Origin of the sequence: Roseivivax marinus (assembly GCF_900109705.1) — a bacterium.
GTDB classification, from domain to species: domain Bacteria; phylum Pseudomonadota; class Alphaproteobacteria; order Rhodobacterales; family Rhodobacteraceae; genus Roseivivax; species Roseivivax marinus.
Genome location: NZ_FOAI01000013.1, coordinates 1 through 17,575 on the forward strand (window position 1 = coordinate 1; position 17,575 = coordinate 17,575).

At 65.2% G+C, this 17,575-nt stretch carries 19 protein-coding genes; 3 read left to right on the forward strand and 16 right to left on the reverse strand.

Annotation, left to right across the window (positions count from 1 at the left end; translation table 11 throughout):
* Nucleotides 1-194: 194 nt before the first annotated feature.
* Together BMX29_RS14870 and BMX29_RS18885 are read right to left on the reverse strand one after the other, a co-directional pair.
* Complete coding sequence (locus BMX29_RS14870; protein ID WP_092814281.1) at nucleotides 195-401, reverse strand: hypothetical protein; 207 nt, start codon at nucleotides 399-401, stop codon at nucleotides 195-197.
* A complete protein-coding gene (locus BMX29_RS18885; protein ID WP_139197045.1) occupies nucleotides 401-991 on the reverse strand; it encodes a hypothetical protein in 591 nt (196 codons plus the stop codon). Before BMX29_RS18885 ends, BMX29_RS14870 begins: the two co-directional genes overlap by 1 nt.
* Before the next feature lie 223 nt (nucleotides 992-1,214).
* On the opposite strand from BMX29_RS18885, the gene BMX29_RS18890 reads away from it, so the two are divergent.
* Entirely contained in the window at nucleotides 1,215-1,793 is a 579-nt protein-coding gene (locus tag BMX29_RS18890) for a hypothetical protein (protein WP_139197047.1), read from the forward strand.
* A 120-nt stretch (nucleotides 1,794-1,913) separates the two neighbouring features.
* On the opposite strand, the gene BMX29_RS14875 is transcribed toward BMX29_RS18890, so the two are convergent.
* The 9 genes from BMX29_RS14875 to BMX29_RS14915 form a co-directional block, all read right to left on the reverse strand.
* Nucleotides 1,914-2,978 (reverse strand): phage portal protein, encoded by a 1,065-nt coding sequence (locus BMX29_RS14875; protein ID WP_092814284.1) that lies wholly within the window; start codon nucleotides 2,976-2,978, stop codon nucleotides 1,914-1,916.
* Nucleotides 2,979-2,980: 2 nt separating this feature from the next.
* A complete protein-coding gene (locus tag BMX29_RS14880) occupies nucleotides 2,981-3,559 on the reverse strand; it encodes an HK97 family phage prohead protease (RefSeq protein ID WP_092814287.1) in 579 nt (192 codons plus the stop codon).
* Complete coding sequence (locus tag BMX29_RS14885; protein WP_092814290.1) at nucleotides 3,559-4,833, reverse strand: phage major capsid protein; 1,275 nt, start codon at nucleotides 4,831-4,833, stop codon at nucleotides 3,559-3,561. Before BMX29_RS14885 ends, BMX29_RS14880 begins: the two co-directional genes overlap by 1 nt.
* Nucleotides 4,834-4,836: 3 nt before the next feature.
* Nucleotides 4,837-5,175, reverse strand: a complete 339-nt coding sequence (locus BMX29_RS14890; RefSeq protein WP_092814293.1) for an HNH endonuclease — start codon at nucleotides 5,173-5,175, stop codon at nucleotides 4,837-4,839.
* Complete coding sequence (locus BMX29_RS14895) at nucleotides 5,172-5,516, reverse strand: phage head closure protein (RefSeq protein WP_092814296.1); 345 nt, start codon at nucleotides 5,514-5,516, stop codon at nucleotides 5,172-5,174. The genes BMX29_RS14890 and BMX29_RS14895 overlap by 4 nt, the downstream gene beginning before the upstream one ends.
* On the reverse strand, nucleotides 5,507-7,222 hold the full coding sequence (locus BMX29_RS14900; RefSeq protein ID WP_244889254.1) for a terminase TerL endonuclease subunit: 1,716 nt from the start codon (nucleotides 7,220-7,222) through the stop codon (nucleotides 5,507-5,509). The genes BMX29_RS14895 and BMX29_RS14900 overlap by 10 nt, the downstream gene beginning before the upstream one ends.
* A gap of 371 nt (nucleotides 7,223-7,593) precedes the next feature.
* On the reverse strand, nucleotides 7,594-8,019 hold the full coding sequence (locus tag BMX29_RS14905; protein WP_092814302.1) for a hypothetical protein: 426 nt from the start codon (nucleotides 8,017-8,019) through the stop codon (nucleotides 7,594-7,596).
* Nucleotides 8,020-8,027: 8 nt separating this feature from the next.
* Complete coding sequence (locus BMX29_RS14910; RefSeq protein ID WP_092814305.1) at nucleotides 8,028-8,576, reverse strand: head-tail connector protein; 549 nt, start codon at nucleotides 8,574-8,576, stop codon at nucleotides 8,028-8,030.
* On the reverse strand, nucleotides 8,573-8,902 hold the full coding sequence (locus BMX29_RS14915; protein WP_092814308.1) for a hypothetical protein: 330 nt from the start codon (nucleotides 8,900-8,902) through the stop codon (nucleotides 8,573-8,575). The genes BMX29_RS14910 and BMX29_RS14915 overlap by 4 nt, the downstream gene beginning before the upstream one ends.
* 312 nt (nucleotides 8,903-9,214) lie before the next feature.
* Here BMX29_RS14915 and BMX29_RS14920 point away from each other — a divergent pair, with 312 nt between their 5' ends.
* Nucleotides 9,215-9,814: a L,D-transpeptidase gene (locus tag BMX29_RS14920; RefSeq protein WP_043842501.1), complete on the forward strand. Its 600-nt coding sequence runs from the start codon at nucleotides 9,215-9,217 to the stop codon at nucleotides 9,812-9,814.
* Nucleotides 9,815-9,853: 39 nt separating this feature from the next.
* On the opposite strand, the gene BMX29_RS14925 is transcribed toward BMX29_RS14920, so the two are convergent.
* The 4 genes from BMX29_RS14925 to BMX29_RS14940 all read right to left on the reverse strand — a co-directional run bounded on the left by BMX29_RS14925 (nucleotide 9,854) and on the right by BMX29_RS14940 (nucleotide 14,028).
* Nucleotides 9,854-10,582, reverse strand: a complete 729-nt coding sequence (locus tag BMX29_RS14925) for a proteasome-type protease (protein WP_092814311.1) — start codon at nucleotides 10,580-10,582, stop codon at nucleotides 9,854-9,856.
* 164 nt (nucleotides 10,583-10,746) lie between these two features.
* Entirely contained in the window at nucleotides 10,747-11,646 is a 900-nt protein-coding gene (locus tag BMX29_RS14930) for a transglutaminase family protein (RefSeq protein ID WP_092814314.1), read from the reverse strand.
* Nucleotides 11,643-12,596 carry an alpha-E domain-containing protein gene (locus tag BMX29_RS14935; RefSeq protein ID WP_043842498.1) on the reverse strand — a complete coding sequence of 318 codons (954 nt, stop codon included), beginning with the start codon at nucleotides 12,594-12,596 and terminating at the stop codon, nucleotides 11,643-11,645. The genes BMX29_RS14930 and BMX29_RS14935 overlap by 4 nt, the downstream gene beginning before the upstream one ends.
* 7 nt (nucleotides 12,597-12,603) lie before the next feature.
* Nucleotides 12,604-14,028: a circularly permuted type 2 ATP-grasp protein gene (locus tag BMX29_RS14940; RefSeq protein ID WP_043842497.1), complete on the reverse strand. Its 1,425-nt coding sequence runs from the start codon at nucleotides 14,026-14,028 to the stop codon at nucleotides 12,604-12,606.
* 228 nt (nucleotides 14,029-14,256) lie between these two features.
* Between BMX29_RS14940 and selD the strand changes: the two genes are divergently transcribed.
* The gene (gene selD, locus BMX29_RS14945; protein ID WP_092814465.1) at nucleotides 14,257-16,422 is read left to right on the forward strand and encodes a selenide, water dikinase SelD; all 2,166 of its coding nucleotides are present in this window, start codon (nucleotides 14,257-14,259) and stop codon (nucleotides 16,420-16,422) included.
* Here selD and mnmH read toward each other — a convergent pair.
* Nucleotides 16,401-17,462: a tRNA 2-selenouridine(34) synthase MnmH gene (gene mnmH / locus BMX29_RS14950; RefSeq protein ID WP_092814316.1), complete on the reverse strand. Its 1,062-nt coding sequence runs from the start codon at nucleotides 17,460-17,462 to the stop codon at nucleotides 16,401-16,403. The two genes, selD and mnmH, sit on opposite strands and share 22 nt — an antisense overlap.
* Nucleotides 17,463-17,575: the final 113 nt, after the last annotated feature.

The following is a 17,575-nucleotide window of genomic DNA, read 5'->3' on the forward strand; positions in this document are numbered from 1 at the left end:
GAAACTCTCATGGGTGGCTCCTCTCACATGCAGATCATGACACCTGCACTATGGCGCATCGCGACGCCGGGGAGCAGGAGCCATCCACCCCATCGTCTTCCCAGAACTTGGGGCCACCACGCCACGCGTAAAAGTGAAAGCGGCTCTTGCCGTTCGCCAGCTTTCGCCGAATGCGATGGACACCTTTAGGCAGATCACCTTGCCGCACGGTTGGTCCTCCACTTTTCAAGCGGGGTCATGTGTGGCTTGGCAGCATCGCCACCGGTCCCGGCCGTGATTTCGAACCGCTTGCCCTCGGCGGTCTCCACGACGATCGACACATGTTCATAGCCCGCAGCCTTGGCGGCCTCAAACACCGGCGACAGATCGGACTTGCGAAACTCTGCAGAGCGACGCTCCATTAGTTTGCCCCTACATCAAGAATGCGGACAGCCGCTCTCGGTAATTTATCTACCACTTTCTTTGCGAAGAACGGCAAATCCAACGAAACCACGGGCTGACCGATCCGAGGATCATTTTGTTCGACGCTATCCCGCCATTCATCGAGCGAACCGCCAAACCAGCTAGAACCATCACCCCAGAAGAACGCAGATCGTTTAAAAATAATATTTCCATACCAACCGAGATCATTCGCTCGCTCTTGGTAAACCTGCCGAACGGTATAGAGGTTAATGTCTTCTTGCGAAGGCTCGGGGATGGTGCAGGAAGCGGTCAAGTCACCTTTTATGCAGCCATTGCAATGGAGAGCGAAATAAAGAGCGGCTTGAGAAACGATTTCGCTGTCATGCCAAGCTCTTTTCGGACCGATATTCAGCCCAGCAACCTCCTTAACGAAGCTCATTTGGAGCAACACGTCGATCTCGTAACTTGGTTTTGGTCCCATAGGAGGAAGAAACTCTGGGAACCGCCGTCTATGGTCGCGCTGCGTGACCAGGTCCATGGCAGTTATGCGTGCTGCCTCTCTGGCAGTGAAAGATTCAAACTTGATCATGCGCACCCCTCTTGGCGTGAGAGACACCACGCAGATGACGGCGTGGCAACCACCACGCAAAAATTTCTCGAAGCATAGTCACTTACTGCGAGGATGCATCATCAACAGCTGCAGCACTCAGAACAGCGACCATGCAGAAGAGCTCCGCGACAGTCTTGTCGATGTGTCGCCTAGAGTTTATCCCTGCCAACGGTGCTAGTAATGGTGCGAGACGCAAAGATAGATGAACTTATTTTTAGACCACACCTCTCTTAGAAAATCGGCTCGAGCAGCTTTTATTTCGTCGATAACGCTAATAATCGTTCATGGCTGTGTAGCAGAATTCTCCAGTATCGGCCTTTTAGGCCTCCCTGTAAGGTTCTCGCTTCAAGACTTACAGAGACTGGCACTGTTTGTTCAGATTTTTTACTCTGTTATATTTTTCTTCCGCGCTTATGAGCTCAATTTCCGACACCATATAGATGAGCTACAGGAGAAGGCTGATGAACGCAAAAAAAAGAGAAGTGAACTACATGGCGCTAAATACCGCGAACGAACGCCTCCTTTAGAAATTATTCTCAAAGACCAAAAGGCACCTCCAGAAAAGCGTGAAGAGGCACAAGAGTTGCGGAAGAAACAGAGCGCTTTTCGCAACGCGGCGGTCGAAAAGGACACTAGGCGCATTACAATCCTCCTATATTGGCAAATTGCGTTATTTTTTCTCATTGAAATAATAGCCCCGGCAATCACGATCGTGGCTGCATGGTCCTCCCTTTGGCTTGAATGCGTGGCCGCAGTGATATGCGCCTCTAACTTTCCTTAGGCTTGTACATATTCATGACCGCCGCTTATACCTGAGGGGCATAGGCGGCGCGCTTCAATTTTTTGACTGAAGTCACCAGTTGTCGGTGACTCTTCGGGCTCATGCCGAGGCGCGTCCCGCCTATTCCTTCCAATCGACCATGCGCATGGCCCCGGACACATCGCCCCGCGGAATGCCCGCCTCTTTCGCCTCGGCCATCGTCTTGATGATCGTGGACAAAGCGCGGGCGCGTCCGCCTGCATCGAAGGCTTGCAGTGGGCGGATGGTGTCAATTTCCACCAACCCACCGAGCTTGGTTGATGCCTCATCGGCCAGCAGCGCAGCGATGGGTTGTAGCGCCCAGATTGCGAGCTGTCGTTGCGCTTCCCTGACCGCCGGGCCGGTGGTGGCGCGGTTCACCAATGACGGTAGGACGCCATAGGCCATTAGGATGCCTTCGCGGGCCGCTGCCAGCGTCTCGGCCGTCATGCTTTTGGACAGGTCTGGCGAGAGCTGGTCGGGCTTCTGTCCGATCTGGGGGTTCATGCCCGCCGCAGTCGCCTGCGCGACACCCTCGATCACCAGCGTGGAGCCGCGCCGCCCTCGGAACGCACCGCGCATCGAGGCCATGTCCTCAGCCCCAGTGTCCGGCAGGGGCACGATCTGAGAGCCGAGCGGGGCATTCTCAAAGGTCTCGCCGAGGGCCGATTCCACCGCGTGGAGCATGGCCCCGGTGAGGCTGGACCGGCGCAGCGGGGCCGTTCCGATCCACGGGGTCAGGTTGTCAGAGCCGATTCGAAGGTGCAGAACCTCTGCCGCAAGCGCGGTGACCGTTCGTCCGCCGCCCGCCTCTGGGATGGACAGGCGGTAGGCGCGCGGCTTGCCATCGCGGGTGGTCACGTCCCAATCCGTCGCCGGGACAAGCCCCAGCTCAGTGATCAGGTAGACCGCCTCGCCGTTGAGCGCGGCCGAACGGGCAATCATCGCCATCATCTGGCGGGTTAGCAGTTCGGTGCCGGACACGTCCGCCATAGCGAACCCGCCTTCCCAAAGGCTGACACAGCTCTGCACCGTCGCCGTAAGCTCGGCCACGCCGCGCCGCCCGCTGATGAAGCTGTCCCGCGCCACCATGACCTGGGCGGTATAGCCGGACCCGCTGGACCTTGCCTCGATCGGGCGCAGCTTGTTCATGAGCCATCCGAGCATGGTCACCTCCACCGGATCGCGGCGGGGCGGTACGTCAGGCGCTTCGCCACCTCACCAATGGGTTGCCAGTTTCGAGCCTCGATCTGGGCTTGCGGATAGGCGGGTTTCGTGACGGCGCTTATCTCGATCAGGTCTGCCGCCTTGATGGTCCGCAGGATCGCGGTGCCACGTTCCTCGACCGTCTCGCCGCCCGGCCGGACGCGGAAGTCGGGAGACAGGCCCCGCACCAGCCCGGCCGAATGGGCCGAGAGGAAGTCCCGGACATAGCTTACCTGGCCCATATCGGCGCTGATTGTCGCTTCCACGGTTAGGGCATCGTCGGTTTCGGTAAGGGTCAGGGTGCCGGCCGAACGCGAGGCCAGTGGCTTGTTGAAGTCATGGCCGGACAGAAAGTGCACGTCCTCGCCGCGCTCGATCCGATCTGCGAAGGCACGGGCTGCGATCATCTCACGACGCTCACGGCCCATGCCCACGCGCTCGGCAAGCACGGTTTCCCGGCCATAGGGGAAGGTTGCCCGAAGGCGGGTTTCCCCGCCCTCGGTGCGCAGCTCAAGGCTGCCGACATGAGCGCCCCAGAGCATTACGCCCCCGCGTCCAGTTCGAGGTCGGTCAGCAGTTCGAGCTGGGCCGGGCGCGCCACGGTCACGTCCATCGTCGCCAGCGCCGTGATCCGAAGCCCGCCGGACTGCGCATCGCTGTAGGGGTCGCGGATCATGTCCACCGCTCCCCATGCGCCGATAAAGATCGGGGCCACGCCGCCTGCCGCGGTGGTCAGCAACGCCGAGGTGGCAAGCGGATTGCCGGCCGGCGCAGCAAGCGCATTGTTCGTCATGGCGATGTTTGCCGAGGGCAGGTTCTTCACCAGGCGGTCCCACTCGGACACCGCCGTGCCGTCTATCAGCGCGCTATCCAGGAAGTCCCACAGCTCCGGACGGATCAGCGCCCGCACTGCGTCCGGGGACGCGGCGGCGTTGGAAGTCATGAACCGGGTGACAGCCGAGCGGAACGCACCCCAACTCGCCAGCGCGGTCACGGCCGTGGAGGTGATGCCGTAGGTGGCCGCGCCCGCGATGACGCCGAGCGGCTGGCCGTTGGCCCCGGTTCCCAGGAACGCCGCCTGATCCATCGCCGCGCCCATGGCCCCGCTCATGTCTCGGCGCACCGCCTGTTCCAGCGCCGCGCCAGACTGTTTGAGCGTCTTGCGCGTGATGCGCATCTGAATGCCGAGGTTGTGGTCTGGCGACATGGCCCGATCAGTCGTGGCATAGGTCGACGGCCCGGCCACGTTGGCCGTCTCGCCATCCGCCCAGCCCGCTGTGACGGCCGAGGTGGTCACCGGCCATTCCACTGCGCCCGCGTCGATGCTGATCATCTGCGCCCCCATGCGTGCCGCAACGCTGTCCGGGAACAGGCGCTCGATGATCGGACGTGTCTGGACCGGGTTCGGGGTGCCGCTGGCGACGGTTTCACCGGCCCGGACTTCCAGAGCCTGCCACGGCACGGGAATGCCCCGGAAGCCGCCCGCGCTGCGCAGCTCGGACACGATCTCGGCCGTCTGACCGTCGAGCTGGCGCCCCTCATCGAGAGCCAGCGCGACCTGACGCATCTCGAAACCGGCCATGAGGTCGGCCCATTCCTGAGCCGTCCGGGTTTCCAGTTCGCTGCCTGCGTCCCGGCGTTCGGCATCTTCCGCGATCAGGGCAGCGCGATACCGCGTTTCGTTGGATCGATATTCACAATCCATCGTGTCCATCTGGCGGATTTCGTCCTCGGATGGTGTTTCCTTACCGGCCAGCTCGGAAAGGTTCTGGCGGATTTCGCTTTGCCGCCTGGCGATATTCACAGACTCGAGCATCGGTTATCCTTTCTGCTCAAAAGGGGTTTTGCCGGGTCGCGAAAGCGACTCGACGGCTTGCCGCCAATCTCGGCGGTCCTCTCGGGGCGGGGGGTGCCCGCACTCGATCCTCGTTTTTCGGGTGTGGCAGCCGGGGCAAAGCGCCTGGAGGTTGCCGGTCTCATACGACAGCTCGGGGTGCGTCCTGACCGGCTTGATATGGTCGACCTCGAGCCGGCCCCCGCAGCCGCAGGAGCGGCAGCGGTAGTGGTCGCGTTCAAGGATCTCCGCGCGAAGCGCCTTCCAGCGTTTGGTGCGCGTGACATGCCTAGAGTGGCGCTGATGTTCCTTGCGGATGCTCATGCCACGCCACCACTCTGAGCGGTGACCTCAAGAAAGCCCCGTTCACCCGGAACCTCTTTAATGCCATCGATCTCATAGCTGACGCCCTCATGGACCAAGCGATCGGTTCGAGCGATGCTGCGCCCGAAAGCCGTCGCGCGGATGATGAAACGGCTGACCAGCTTGTTGTCCCAAGCGCCCGCGCTAACGCGCTCGGCATCGGATACGTCCCGCCGCCGAGCGAAGATCGCGGAGCCGTAATCCGTCCAATCGCCAATGGCACCGCCAAGGCCATCGGTGTCGGTCTGGACGTAGCGGCGGATTTGAATGCGCCGGTCTAGGCTTCCAGAGTTCAGAACCATGCCATCCTCGCTTTCGTCTGGGGTTGAGCTGCGATCCGCGCGCCTTGCGCGACGGCCAGAACGGAAGCCGCTGCCGCGTCGATCCGGCCAGTGGCACGAGCTTTCGCGAGCTTGAGATTGTTGGCCGGGTCGCGCAGGCACACCGCGTCCGCGAAGGCCGAGCGCAACAACAGTGACGGCCGGGCCTTAACCAAGCCGTCAAAGGCGGCGCGGCGGAACCGCTCGCAGTCTTCGCCACCGTCCCGGAATCCCTGCCCGCGCCAGACGCATGGGGCGCGGACACCTGCCCGGGTCAGTGCCTCGGACAGCTCGGCCTGTTTGTAGCGGTCCATCGTGATCGCAGTGACGTGCTCGCCTTCGACGTTGCGCATCACCTCGGCCAGCCAAGGCGCAACCGGCACCGTCTTGTCACCGAGCACGGTCAGCTCACCACGCTCCTGCATTTCGACGTATCGCCCGGCCACGCCGTCCGACTGCCCCCTGTCCAAAAGGCCGGGCATGGACGGGAAAGTGCCGAGGCATTCGAGCCGCCCGGTCTGGGGCCAGTAGAACGCTGCCGCCGTCATCGAGGCCGAGCCGCCGAGGTCGATGCCGATCACAACCCCGCCCTCGCGGGGCGGCAAGGCATCCGTTTCGCAGGCCAGCCACTCATCGAGCGTGATCAGCAGATCGCGGGACTCGCCGGACACGCGCTCATTCCAATTGTAGAGGCGGAAAGATGTGAGGCTGGACCCGCCGCGCGCAATCGCCCGCTTGGCTTGGGCTTCCAGCCATTCCAGAGAACCGCCGATGCCGTGCGGTGCACCGGGGTTGGCGATCAGCAGGCTTTCGGGGTCATCGGCGGGCCGGCCTGGCGCAGGCCGATGCTCTTGAACGTATGACCCAGGCACAGGATCGTCGATCCACCGAGAAAATGGGTGGGTGTCGTCGCTGGCTGATGTGCTGATCAGGAACGAACGTCCGCCGCGCTTGCCGAGCCCGGACAGCAGGGCATGTTCGAGTTCATCGCCGCGGTCGAGCGCCCAGTGCCCACGCTCATCAAGGATCGCCATTGTCGGCGCACCGCCGAGGGCGGACTTTCCGTCGGCAGCGATCACGCGCAGGACATGCCCGCCGCAGTCGCCTTCATACTCGATCTCAAGACGCGGAGCCCGGCGGTAGATCAGGCGACGCCGCAGCTCGGACGGCAGGCTGGCCGCAAACCCGGCCACGAAGTCCCAAATGATGCGGCCCTGATCGCGCGTCCGAGCGGCCGCGATAATTTCCCGCCGAGGCTGGCGATCCCACACACCGAGCAGGCCGCCGAGCGCGAGGCCTGCCGTGATCGCAGATTTGCCGTTGCCGCGGCCAATGCTGAGAACGGCGGCTGCCGTGTCTGAGGCAAGCGCGCCCTCGATGAAATGGCTTTGAAACGGCGCGAGTTGAACCGGCTTGCCCGCATTCGGACCTTCGGGAATAGCAAGTCCATGCAGGAAATGCATAGCTCGATCGGCCGGGGCCGTCAGGCGCTCATCCAACTCGGGCGCGAAAAGAGAAAACTCACACACACGGTTTCCCGCATGCCCAGGAATTGCGGCATTGGGACCATCTGAGAAAAGGTTGCGCTGACGCGGATCGTTTGCCGGCAGAATGGCTGCTTCGGCGATGGGGTCGAGCTTCGATCCATCTGCCTTTCGCCACTGCCTCGCTTTCGCCTTCTCGCTCATCTTCTCGCGCCTGTCTCTATATTCAACCGTTACTCAGTTCCCACCTGCTCAATGGTGAGGTTCGGAGCGAAGGGCATAGGTCGACTGCCCACAGCGCGCGGCTGTGGCAGTCCCTACGCCCTCCGCGTGAAGTCCTGCTCAACGGAGCCGGTCCATCGCTTTGGGCCCGTCCGGTCATGCGCTCCTGCCGGTCGGTCGGTTGCTGCTTGCGACACCGTGAGCGCGGTGCCGGGGATCGGGCCTCAACCTTTCGGACTGCCCTTCGCCTGTGATCCCGCCCGTGGTAGGCTTTTCCTTGTGGTGCCACCGTTGCTGACCCGAACCACCACTTCGGCCCTGCGCATCGAGTGGCGCGCAGGGTCGCCGTTTGCTCATTCCTCGATCAGTTGAAGCTCTGGGCCGTCGAACATTTCGGCCACCAGGCGAAGCATGACGTCTCGCTGACGCTTGGTAGGGCGCCAGCCTCGCTGCTTCGCTCTTTGAGCCATGCCGGCCGCAAAGCGTTGATCCCACTCGGTCGAACCGTGGCGAGAGAGAAAATCCATGTGTGCGAGGAGCTCGTCATCGCAGCGTCGTGGAAGCGTTTCATCGCTCTTATGCGTAGCGATCTTGGCTCTCGGGAAGCTCCGTCTCGCGAGGACGAGAATGCGCGCTTCGCAGAATTGCTGCGCTGCCTTGCGATCCGCCCTTCGAATTTCGGTTTGCTTTTGCAAAGGAAAGGTTCTGAGAATTGCCTCTGGCAGAAACACAGGTTCGGCCAAGGCGAACGCTTCTTCGATCGAGTGCGGCGCGACCATGCAATCCGTCACAACTGCACCCCACGATATCTGGCGCTCACGCGCGCCATGTGCGGCGACGTGGTGAGGCTCTTTGCGTCCATCGGGGACCGGCCATCATAGTGCAGCGCGGCCTGATCCATGAGCGCTTGTGCGAGGTCTGACGGGACGTCCGCAGCCGCGTTCCCGAACCCGGCCTGATACTCGATTGTCAATCGGCCTGGGCTCAGATCGTGATAGCCCGCTAGCCAACGGATGCAGGGCCGATTGCCCCCAACCAATTCAAATGCAGTGAACAGCTCGCCATCGACGGTCACGGTCGGAACCGCATCGAAACTGACGGGGCCAATCGGTAGGTTGAGCCAGCTCGACCTTTCCGGATCGAAAACCGTCACCCTGATTGTCTGGGTCAAAAGCGCGATCTGTGCGAATTGCTCGATCTCTGCCGCGGCTGTCTCCCCCATGTTCCGAATCGCGTCGTCTTCCGCGTCATCGAGCACCCTCAGGTGTGTCTTGAGATCATTAAGGACGAAGGGCAGCGCGGCGCCGCCGGCAGTCCGGTGCACAAGCATTTTCATGCCGCCGTCTCCATTTCGCTGATGTGCCGGAAGAACGCCGCCTGATTCTCCGCGCTCATGGCCTCGAAAGATGCGAGCGCGTATGCCTTGAGCTCGCAGCGGCTGGCATAGGAAGCCCAGAGTCTGGCTTCCTCCATGCCGCCGAGAAAGGAAGGCAGTGGCGGGCCAGCCGAACCGATGGACACTGCCGCGGTCAATTCGGCGTCGTCGGGCTTGAGCGAATTCAAGGCAGAGAATGCAAGCGCGGCGCGTTCGGTCTCGGTTAAGCGAACCGCGGCGACGAAGCTGCCGAGCATTCGCGACATGCGCTTGTGCTCGGGCTTCATGAAGCGGCCGAGGCTAGACCCGCCCTTTCGGTTTACAGTAAGCGCGTAACCGTTTGATTTCTGACACCCCTCAACAGGGGGTCGTTTACAGCTTTGTGCAGTGTTGTCAGAGGCGTCCGGAGGATTGCAAATCCGTGTACACCGGTTCGATTCCGGTACTCGCCTCCAGACACCCTCCCATCTTCAAACCAGCATATGCGCGTCTCTTCCGGTCTTGCGCGGTGGCCGGTGCGCGCCCACATCGTCGTGATCGGGGAACACTCGGAACCGGCACGGGTTTCTGACGCGACCGGAACGGATATCGAGGGACGCATGAGACGCAGAGAACTGATCGCGGGCGGCGCGGCATTGGCGGGTCTTCCGCTGGCGGCACGGGCTCAGAACGCCACGGACACGACCGAGGCGGCGGCGGGCATGCTCGACGGGACCGGTCAGCCGATGATGGCGCCGCACATCGTGCAGCTGGTCGAGCCGTTTCCGCCGGGCGAGGTTCACGTCTTTCCCGGACCGTTCCGTCTCTACTGGACGCTCGAGGATGCCTACGCCTGGGTCTACCCGATCCGGATCGGTCGCGACAATCTCTACGAAGCCGGGGAATATTATGTCGGCGCCAAGAAGGAATGGCCGTCCTGGACGCCCACTCCCGACATGATCGAGCGCGAGCCGGAGAAGTACAAGCAGTACGAGGACGGGATGCCGGGCGGGCCGAACAACCCGCTGGGGGCGCGGGCGCTCTACCTGTTCACGGAAGAGCGCGGCGACACGTTCCTGCGCATCCACGGAACCAACGATCCGAACACCATCGGCCGCGCCGTGTCGAACGGATGCGCGGGGCTCATTAACGAGCACATGATCAACCTCTACGACAAGGTGCCGATGGGCGCGCGTGTCGTGCTCTATCCCAAGGCGTGACGGTCGGCCCGTAACATCGAGGCGCGTCGCGACGGCCGGTCAGACGCCCTCGATCTTCTGGAACGCGTCGCGCAGGGCATCCGACCATGCGTGGCTCATGCGGGCAAAGTGCGGGTCCGACGCCTCGATCCGGCGTCGGCGCGCGATCTCGAGCCCGCCCTCCTCGATAACCGCGAGGTCGAGAGGCATTCCGACCGAAAGGTTCGAGCGCAGCGTGGAGTCCATGGACAGAAGGACAGCCTTCTCGGCATCCGCAAGCGTGGTCTCGGGCGTGATGACGCGATCCAGGATCGGCTTACCGTACTTGTGTTCGCCGATCTGAAGGTAAGGCGTGTCCTCGGTCGCCTCGATGAAGTTGCCCTCGGGATAGACGAGGAACATCCGCATCGGCCGGCCCTTGCGCTGGCCGGCGACGATGAGCGAGGCGGAGGCTGACTGGTGCATCCGCTCCATCTTCTCGGAGATCTCGGCGGTCACATCCGCAAGCGTCGCGCCCACCATCTCGGCCACGGCCAGCATCGACGGCGCGCGCAGGATCGAACGGGTCTCGTCCGCGTCCGGGTCCTCGGCCGCCTCGGTCAGACGCGCGAGCGCGGTCTGCGTCACCGACAGGCTGCCCGCGGTCATGATGACGATGGCCCGTTCACCCGGCGTGACGAAGGTGAACATCTTTCGATAGGTTGCGATGTTGTCGAGCCCCGCATTGGTGCGGGTGTCCGACAGAAGCACCATGCCCGCCTTCAGCAGCAGGCCCACGCAATAGGTCATCGCCGTCCCCGTGAGTCGCGCCGCACCGGCGCCCGCCGGCGGCCCCTGCCCCGACCCGCGAGAGCTAGCTTGCCGGCGCGGATCACGCAATGCCGCCGCACGTCGCAGGGCCATGCCGGCTCCGAAAGCGTGACCGACGGGTTATCGCGTGGGCGCCGGGAGGCTCATTGCTGCTGGCGCTGCGACTGGGAAGCGCCGTCGGAGGATTGCGACTGCTCCTGACCCCCGCCCGATTGCGACTGCGACTGGCGCGCGCCATCGACCACGCCCACCGAGACGTCGAGCGTCTCGGTGGCGGCGCCGTCGACCACACCCCGGATCGGTGCCGCATCGCCCGCGTCGAAGCCCGAACCGAGCCGGATGTAGGCATCGTTCGGACAGCAGGCGTTGGCCGCGTCGAAGCCCACCCAGCCCAGACCGTCGACCCAGAGCTCGGCCCAGGCATGGCTCGCCTCGGCGCCGACGCTGTCCTCGGTCGACATCAGGTAGCCGGTGACGTAGCGCGCCGGGATGTCCACCGCGTGCGCCAGTGCGATCAGAACGTGAGTGTGGTCCTGACAGACGCCCTGCCCGCCCGCGAGCGCCTCGGCCGCGGTGGTATGGGGCTCCGTCTCGTTCGGGACGAACTCGATCGCCTCGTTGACCGCGCGGCACAGGGCATGGGCCCGATCGAGCACGGTCGCCCCGTCCATCCCCTCCAGCGCATCGGCGGCCAGCGCGCGCAGTTCCGCGGTGCCGGCGGTGCTGCGTGTCGCGGTCAGGTAGGCCGATGGCGGCACCCGTTCGCGATGTCCGCGCAGCACGCCGGCCAGATCGCTGGTCTCGACCGTGCCGGTGACGGTGATTTCCTGCACCTCCACCGGACCGCGCAGGCTGGCGGTCTGGGTCCAGTCGCCTGCGCCGTCCCGGAAGCCTGCGCCGTCGATCGCCGAGCCGGTATCGACGGTCCAGTCCAGCACGGTCTGTCCCTCGAACTGGCTGGGCCAGAGGCGCAGCGACTGCACCAGGCGGCGCACCGGCGTGTCGAAGCCGTAGCGGGTGACGTGGCGAACGGCCAGTTTCATGCGGGTTCTCCCGTCAGGTAGGTGTCCTGCACCACGTGCGCGATGCCGGCGTTGAGGCCCATGAACCGCGTCAGGAACTCGTGCAGGCCTTCGTCGAAGATATCCTCGACCTGCGCCTCGGCGAGTTCAGCCAGGAGCGCCCGCGCGGTGGACTGGGCCTGGCTCGGCCGTTTGTATCCCCGTGCGAGGTGGTCGAGGTGATCGCATGTGCCCTGCACCGCCGTCAGAAGCGAGCGCGGGAACTGACGGTTGAGGATCAGGAAGTGCGCGATGCGCCCTGCGGTGATCTCGCCACGATAGGTCCAGTTGTAGGCCCGGTGCGCCGACATCGACCGCAAAAGCGTGACCCACTGGGTCTGGTCGAGCCCCGAGCCCACGTAGCTCAGCGACGGCAGCAGCACGTAATACTTCACGTCGAGGAGCCGGGCGGTGTTGTCCGCCCGCTCGATCGAGAAGCCGACGCCCATGAAGTGGTAGCCGTCATTGCGCAGCTGGGTGTTGTCGATGGCGCCGCGCACGAGCGCGCAGACATTCGTCGTCCACTCGGCCAGATCGGTGAGGGACATCTTCGAACGCTCGGTCCGGCGCATCTCGCGCAGCTCCTGGTAGGCGGTGTTGAGCGCGTCCCAGGTCTGCGAGGTCAGCGCGGTCCGCACCACACGGGCGTTTTCGCGCGCGCTGGCGATGCAGGAATAGACCGAGGCCGGGTTGTCGGTGTCGAAGAACAGGAACGTCTCGATGTTGCGCTGCTTCGGCTCGCTGTACTTCTCGCGGAAGGTCTCGAGCGAGCCCGAGGCGCGCAGGATCGCGTCCCAGTCGTTGCGGTAGCCGCCGCCGATATCCGGCAGCAGCGCGTTGCGGGCGCCCACCTGGAGCAGGCGCGCGGTGGTCTCGGCGCGCTCGATGTAGCGGGCCATCCAGTAAAGGTGCGATGCGGTGCGGCTCAGCATGGTTCTGTCACTCCGCCAGGACCCAGGTGTCTTTCACGCCCCCGCCCTGCGAGGAATTGACCACGAGCGAGCCCTCCTTCAGTGCCACCCGCGTCAGCCCGCCGGGCACCAGCTCGATCTTCTCGCCGACGAGGCAATAGGGCCGGAGGTCCACGTGGCGCGGGGCCACGCCCTCCTCCACGAAGGTCGGAACCGTCGACAGGGCCAGTGTCGGCTGGGCGATGTAGTTCTCGGGCCTGGCTTCGATCTTGGCGCGGAAAAGCTCGATCGTCGCCTTGTCCGCCTTGGGGCCCACGAGCATCCCGTAGCCGCCCGAGCCGTGCACTTCCTTGACCACCAGTTCCGAGAGGTTCTCGAGCACGTACTTGCAGTCGTCACGCTTGGCGCATTGCCACGTCGGCACGTTCTCGAGGATCGGCGCCTCGCCAAGGTAGAAGCGCACCATCTCGGGCACGAAGGTGTAGATCGCCTTGTCGTCGGCCACGCCCGCGCCGGGCGCGGAGCAGATCGAGACGCCGCCCGAGCGATAGACGTTCATCAGGCCCGGCACGCCCAGCATGGAATCGGGCCGGAAGCACAGCGGGTCGAGGAACGCATCGTCGATCCGGCGATAGATCACGTCCACCTTCTGCGGGCCCTCGGTGGTCTTCATCCAGACGAAATCGCCCTCGACGAAGAGGTCCTGCCCTTCCACCAGCTCCACGCCCATCAGATCGGCGAGGAAGGAGTGCTCGTAATAGGCCGAATTGAACTGACCGGGCGTGAGGATGACCACGTTCGGATCGCCCTCGCACTTGGGTGGTGCGACCGAGGCGAGCGTCTTGCGCAGGAGCCCCGCGTAGCCATCCACCGGCGCGATGCGGTTCTCGACGAAAAGCTGCGGGAACATCCGCATCATGATCTCGCGGTTCTGCAGCATGTAGCTGACGCCCGACGGCGTGCGGCAGTTGTCCTCGAGAACGTAGAACTGGTCGCGGCCCGTCCGCACGAGGTCGATGCCGACGATATGCGACCAGACATTCTTGGGCGGGCGCATCCCCACCACGGCCTTCTCGAAGGCCTCGTTGTGGGTCACGAGATGTTCCGGGATCACGCCCGCGCGGATGATCTCGCGCCGGTCGTAGACGTCCGCGAGGAACGCGTTCAGCGCCGCGGCCCGCTGGCGGATGCCTCGGTCCAGCTTGCGCCATTCCTCGGAGGTGAACACCCGCGGGAACATGTCGAACGGGATCAGTCGCTCGGGGTCGCCGCCCTCGCCATAGACCGCGAAGGTAATACCCACCCGGCGGAAAAGCTGTTCGGCCTCGCTTTGCTTGAGCGAGCGCAGGTCGGCCGGCATCTCTGCCTGCCACCGGCCGAGATTCTCGTAGGCTGCCCGAACATCGCTGCCGGTCAGCATCTCGTTGAAATAGGTCGGATCGTCCTGTGCCATGGGCCCCCGTTTCCCGCTGCGTCAGACAACAAAGCACCGGGACCGCGCGAACTGCAACGCCCGGGTCCCTGAAAAGGCGCGCTTTCTCCGATGGTACACCTATGCTGACGTCGCGTGCATCGCCGTGGCTGCATGTTTTGTAAGCGTTCGGGATGCTCGGCCATCCCCCCCGCCCTTGTGACCGGCGCGGTCCGTGCTAAGCCCTTTTCCGGAGCCAGGAGACAGATGATGCACGCCCCAGCCCCGCTTCCCCTTACCCGAGACCTCGTCCTCGTCGGCGGTGGGCACACCCACGCACTGATCCTCAAGGCGTGGGGGATGAAGCCGTTGCCGGGCGTGCGGCTCACGGTGATCGATCCGGGCCCGACAACCGCCTATTCGGGCATGCTGCCGGGGCACGTCGCGGGCCATTATGACCGAACGGACCTCGATATCGACCTCGTGCGGCTCGCGCGCTTCGCCGGCGCGCGGCTTGTGCAGGGCGCGGCCGAGGGGCTGGACCTCCCGCGGCAGGAAATCCGCGTCTCGGGCCGCCCGGCCGTGGGGTTCGACGTGACCTCCCTCGATATCGGGGTCACGTCGGAGGTGCCCGACCTCATGGGCTTTGCCGCGCACGGCGTTCCCGCCAAGCCGTTGGGGCCTTTTGCGGCGCGCTGGCAGGCATTCGTGGCGGACGACCGGACCGGCGATGCCGCGGTGATCGGCGCAGGCATCGCCGGAACCGAGCTGGCCCTGGCCATGGCGCATCGGCTCCGCGGGACTGGCCGCCGGGTGCATCTGGTGGAGGCGCGCGAGGCACTGTCGGACGTGCCGAACGCGGTGCGGCAGAAGCTGTTGTCCGAAGTGCTTTCCGCCGGGATCATCCTGACCGAGGGCGCCGAGATCGCCCGCGTGGACGCGCACGGGCTGGTCCTGTCGACGGGCCGGCGCATCCCCACGCGCTTTGTCACCGGGGCGGCCGGGGCGCGGCCGCAGCCTTGGCTCGAACGCTCGGGGCTCGACCTCGTGGACGGGTTCGTCGCGGTGAACGCCCGGCTCGAATCGAGTTTCCGGCAGGTCTTTGCCGCCGGTGACTGCGCGCATTACCGCCACGCGCCGCGCCCCAAGGCCGGGGTCTACGCGGTACGCGCCGCGCCGGTCCTGCTGAACAACCTGCGCACGGCGGTCGGCCACGGCGGCTTCCGCCGGTTCCGGCCGCAGGGCGATTACCTCAAGCTCGTCTCGCTCGGCCGAAAGGACGCCATCGGCACCCGCGGGCCGCTACGAGTGTCGGGGCCGTGGGTCTGGCGCTGGAAGGACCGCATCGACCGGCGCTTCATGGAAAAGCTGTCGAAGCTGCCGGCAATGCCGCCCACCCCCCTGCCCTGGCCGCGCGCCCAGGACATGCGCGCGGCGATGGGTCCGAAACCGCTCTGCGGCGGCTGCGGCGCCAAGGTCGGCCGCGCGACGCTGCAACGGGCCCTGTCCCGGCTGGGCCCGCACGAGCGCGACGACGTGGTACCCGTACCCGGCGATGACGCCGCCATCCTGAAGACCGGCGGCGCGCGTCAGGTTCTGTCGAGCGATCACCTGCGCGCACTTGTGGACGACCCGGTCACCATGACCAGGATCGCGGCGGTTCACGCGCTTGGCGACATCTGGTCGATGGGCGCGGCGCCGCAGGCCGCGACGGTGAACCTCGTCCTGCCACGGCTCGCCGACACGCTCGCCGCGCGGACGCTCAGCGAAATTCTGGAGGCGGCCGAAGCGGTGCTGCGCGCCGAGGGCGCCGAGATCGTCGGCGGCCACAGTTCGGTCGGGGACGAGCTGACCATCGGCTTCTCGCTCACCGGCCTGTGCGAGCGCGACCCGATCACCCATGCCGGGGGCAAGCCCGGAGACGCGCTGATCCTGACCAAGCCCGTCGGCTCGGGAACCGTGCTGGCCGCCGAGATGGCCCTGGATGCCCGGGGCGGCGACGTGGCCGCGGCGCTGACCCTCATGACCCGGTCGGAGGGTGCGGCCGCGCGGATCCTCGGCGCGGCGCATGCCATGACCGACGTCACCGGCTTCGGCCTGGCCGGGCACCTCACCAATATCGCCGAGGCATCCGGCACAGGCGTCGAGCTCTGGCTTCACGCGATTCCTCATCTGCCCGGCGCGCGCAGCCTCGCCGCGCGCGGCGTCCGCTCGACCCTCTATCCGCAGAACCGGATGGTGGCGCCCGATCTGCCCGAAACGCCGGACGTGGCGCTGCTCTTCGACCCGCAGACCGCCGGTGGTCTCGTCGCGGCGGTGGCACCGGAGGACGCTTCGCGCCTACTGCAGGAGCTGCACGACGCCGGCTATCCCGAGGCCGCGCAGATCGGCTGGCTGACGGCGTCGCTACCCGGTCAGATCGACGTGACGGACTGAAGCGCGGCCTCGATCCGTGCCGCCGTGGCGTCGAGCGCCTTCGGGTCCAACGCGTCGGCCTCGACCCGTGCCGCGACGTCCGGGGCGACGGCGCGCATCGAGGTCTCGTAGGCGGGGTCGTAATGCTCGGCCGCCAGCGCCGCGCAAAGCGCGCGCTTCTCGCCCTGGTCGATCAGGTCGAACCAGCGATCCACGGTGTCGTGTCCCCGGAAGCGCCGCAGCGGCGTGAGCTGAGCCTTCAGCCGTTCGGGGTCCGCGAGAATGTCGGCATAAGCCTCGGCAAGGTAGCGCGCCCGCGCCTCAAGGGGCGCCGAGACCTCGATCCAGCGCGCGCGCTTCATCGCGTCCCAGAGCTGCGGCGGCAGGTTCAGCCTGCCGATCTTTGAGGATTCGGCCTCCACCAGCACCGGCCGCGCCGGATCGAACCGATAGAGCTTCTGAGCCAGTTCCGTCTCGAACCCCTTCTGAGCCGGCTGCCCGCCGGGCATCTCGCCCAGCAGAGACCCGCGGTGCCGCGCCAGCCCCTCGAGGTCGAGGACCTGAACGCCGCGCGCCTCGAGCAGATGCAGAAGGTCGGTCTTTGCCGTGCCGGTATAGCCACCCAGCTGCACGAGCGTCAGGTCCAGCGGCGTGTCGTAGAGTGCCTCTGTCACCAGCCGGCGATAGGTGCGGTAACCGCCTTCGATCGACTCGGCGCGCCAGCCGATCTCTCCCAGCATCCAGCGGAACGCCCCGGAGCGCTGACCGCCCCGCCAGCAATAGACCAACGGTCGCCAGCCGCCTTCCTTGAGCGCCAGCGACGTCTCGATATGCGAGGCCGCGTTGCGGAAGACCAGCGCCGCACCGATCTTCCGCGCGAGGAACGGCGATTCCTGCTTGTAGATTGTGCCGACCCGCGCGCGCTCCTCGTTGTCGAGCACCGGCAGCGAGATCGCGCCCGGGACGTGATCCTCCTCGAACTCCGCCGGCGAGCGGACATCGATGACGGTGTCGAAGTCATGGTCGAAGAGGTCGCGGAGCGCGGTCGCCGAGTAAGCCATGCGCCCCGATCTATCCCGCCACGGGGCCGTCGGAAAGACCCCGCGTCGCCGGTGTTTTTTCTGCCCCCGGACCTCTGGACACCGCCCGCCGGAGGGGCTATCCCCTGCGCCAC

Coding starts and splice junctions, on each gene's coding strand:
- BMX29_RS14910 (WP_092814305.1), bottom strand. CDS start 8,576: ATGAAAATGCTTGTGCACCGGACTGCCGGCGGCGCCGCGCTGCCCTTC.
- BMX29_RS14940 (WP_043842497.1), bottom strand. CDS start 14,028: ATGGCACAGGACGATCCGACCTATTTCAACGAGATGCTGACCGGCAGC.
- BMX29_RS14885 (WP_092814290.1), bottom strand. CDS start 4,833: ATGCTCGAGTCTGTGAATATCGCCAGGCGGCAAAGCGAAATCCGCCAG.
- BMX29_RS14905 (WP_092814302.1), bottom strand. CDS start 8,019: ATGGTCGCGCCGCACTCGATCGAAGAAGCGTTCGCCTTGGCCGAACCT.
- BMX29_RS14915 (WP_092814308.1), bottom strand. CDS start 8,902: ATGAAGCCCGAGCACAAGCGCATGTCGCGAATGCTCGGCAGCTTCGTC.
- BMX29_RS14900 (WP_244889254.1), bottom strand. CDS start 7,222: ATGAGCGAGAAGGCGAAAGCGAGGCAGTGGCGAAAGGCAGATGGATCG.
- BMX29_RS14920 (WP_043842501.1), top strand. CDS start 9,215: ATGAGACGCAGAGAACTGATCGCGGGCGGCGCGGCATTGGCGGGTCTT.
- BMX29_RS14935 (WP_043842498.1), bottom strand. CDS start 12,596: ATGCTGAGCCGCACCGCATCGCACCTTTACTGGATGGCCCGCTACATC.
- BMX29_RS14890 (WP_092814293.1), bottom strand. CDS start 5,175: ATGAGCATCCGCAAGGAACATCAGCGCCACTCTAGGCATGTCACGCGC.
- mnmH (WP_092814316.1), bottom strand. CDS start 17,462: ATGGCTTACTCGGCGACCGCGCTCCGCGACCTCTTCGACCATGACTTC.
- selD (WP_092814465.1), top strand. CDS start 14,257: ATGCACGCCCCAGCCCCGCTTCCCCTTACCCGAGACCTCGTCCTCGTC.
- BMX29_RS18885 (WP_139197045.1), bottom strand. CDS start 991: ATGATCAAGTTTGAATCTTTCACTGCCAGAGAGGCAGCACGCATAACT.
- BMX29_RS14925 (WP_092814311.1), bottom strand. CDS start 10,582: ATGACCTATTGCGTGGGCCTGCTGCTGAAGGCGGGCATGGTGCTTCTG.
- BMX29_RS14895 (WP_092814296.1), bottom strand. CDS start 5,516: ATGGTTCTGAACTCTGGAAGCCTAGACCGGCGCATTCAAATCCGCCGC.
- BMX29_RS14930 (WP_092814314.1), bottom strand. CDS start 11,646: ATGAAACTGGCCGTTCGCCACGTCACCCGCTACGGCTTCGACACGCCG.
- BMX29_RS14870 (WP_092814281.1), bottom strand. CDS start 401: ATGGAGCGTCGCTCTGCAGAGTTTCGCAAGTCCGATCTGTCGCCGGTG.
- BMX29_RS18890 (WP_139197047.1), top strand. CDS start 1,215: ATGAACTTATTTTTAGACCACACCTCTCTTAGAAAATCGGCTCGAGCA.
- BMX29_RS14880 (WP_092814287.1), bottom strand. CDS start 3,559: ATGCTCTGGGGCGCTCATGTCGGCAGCCTTGAGCTGCGCACCGAGGGC.
- BMX29_RS14875 (WP_092814284.1), bottom strand. CDS start 2,978: ATGCTCGGATGGCTCATGAACAAGCTGCGCCCGATCGAGGCAAGGTCC.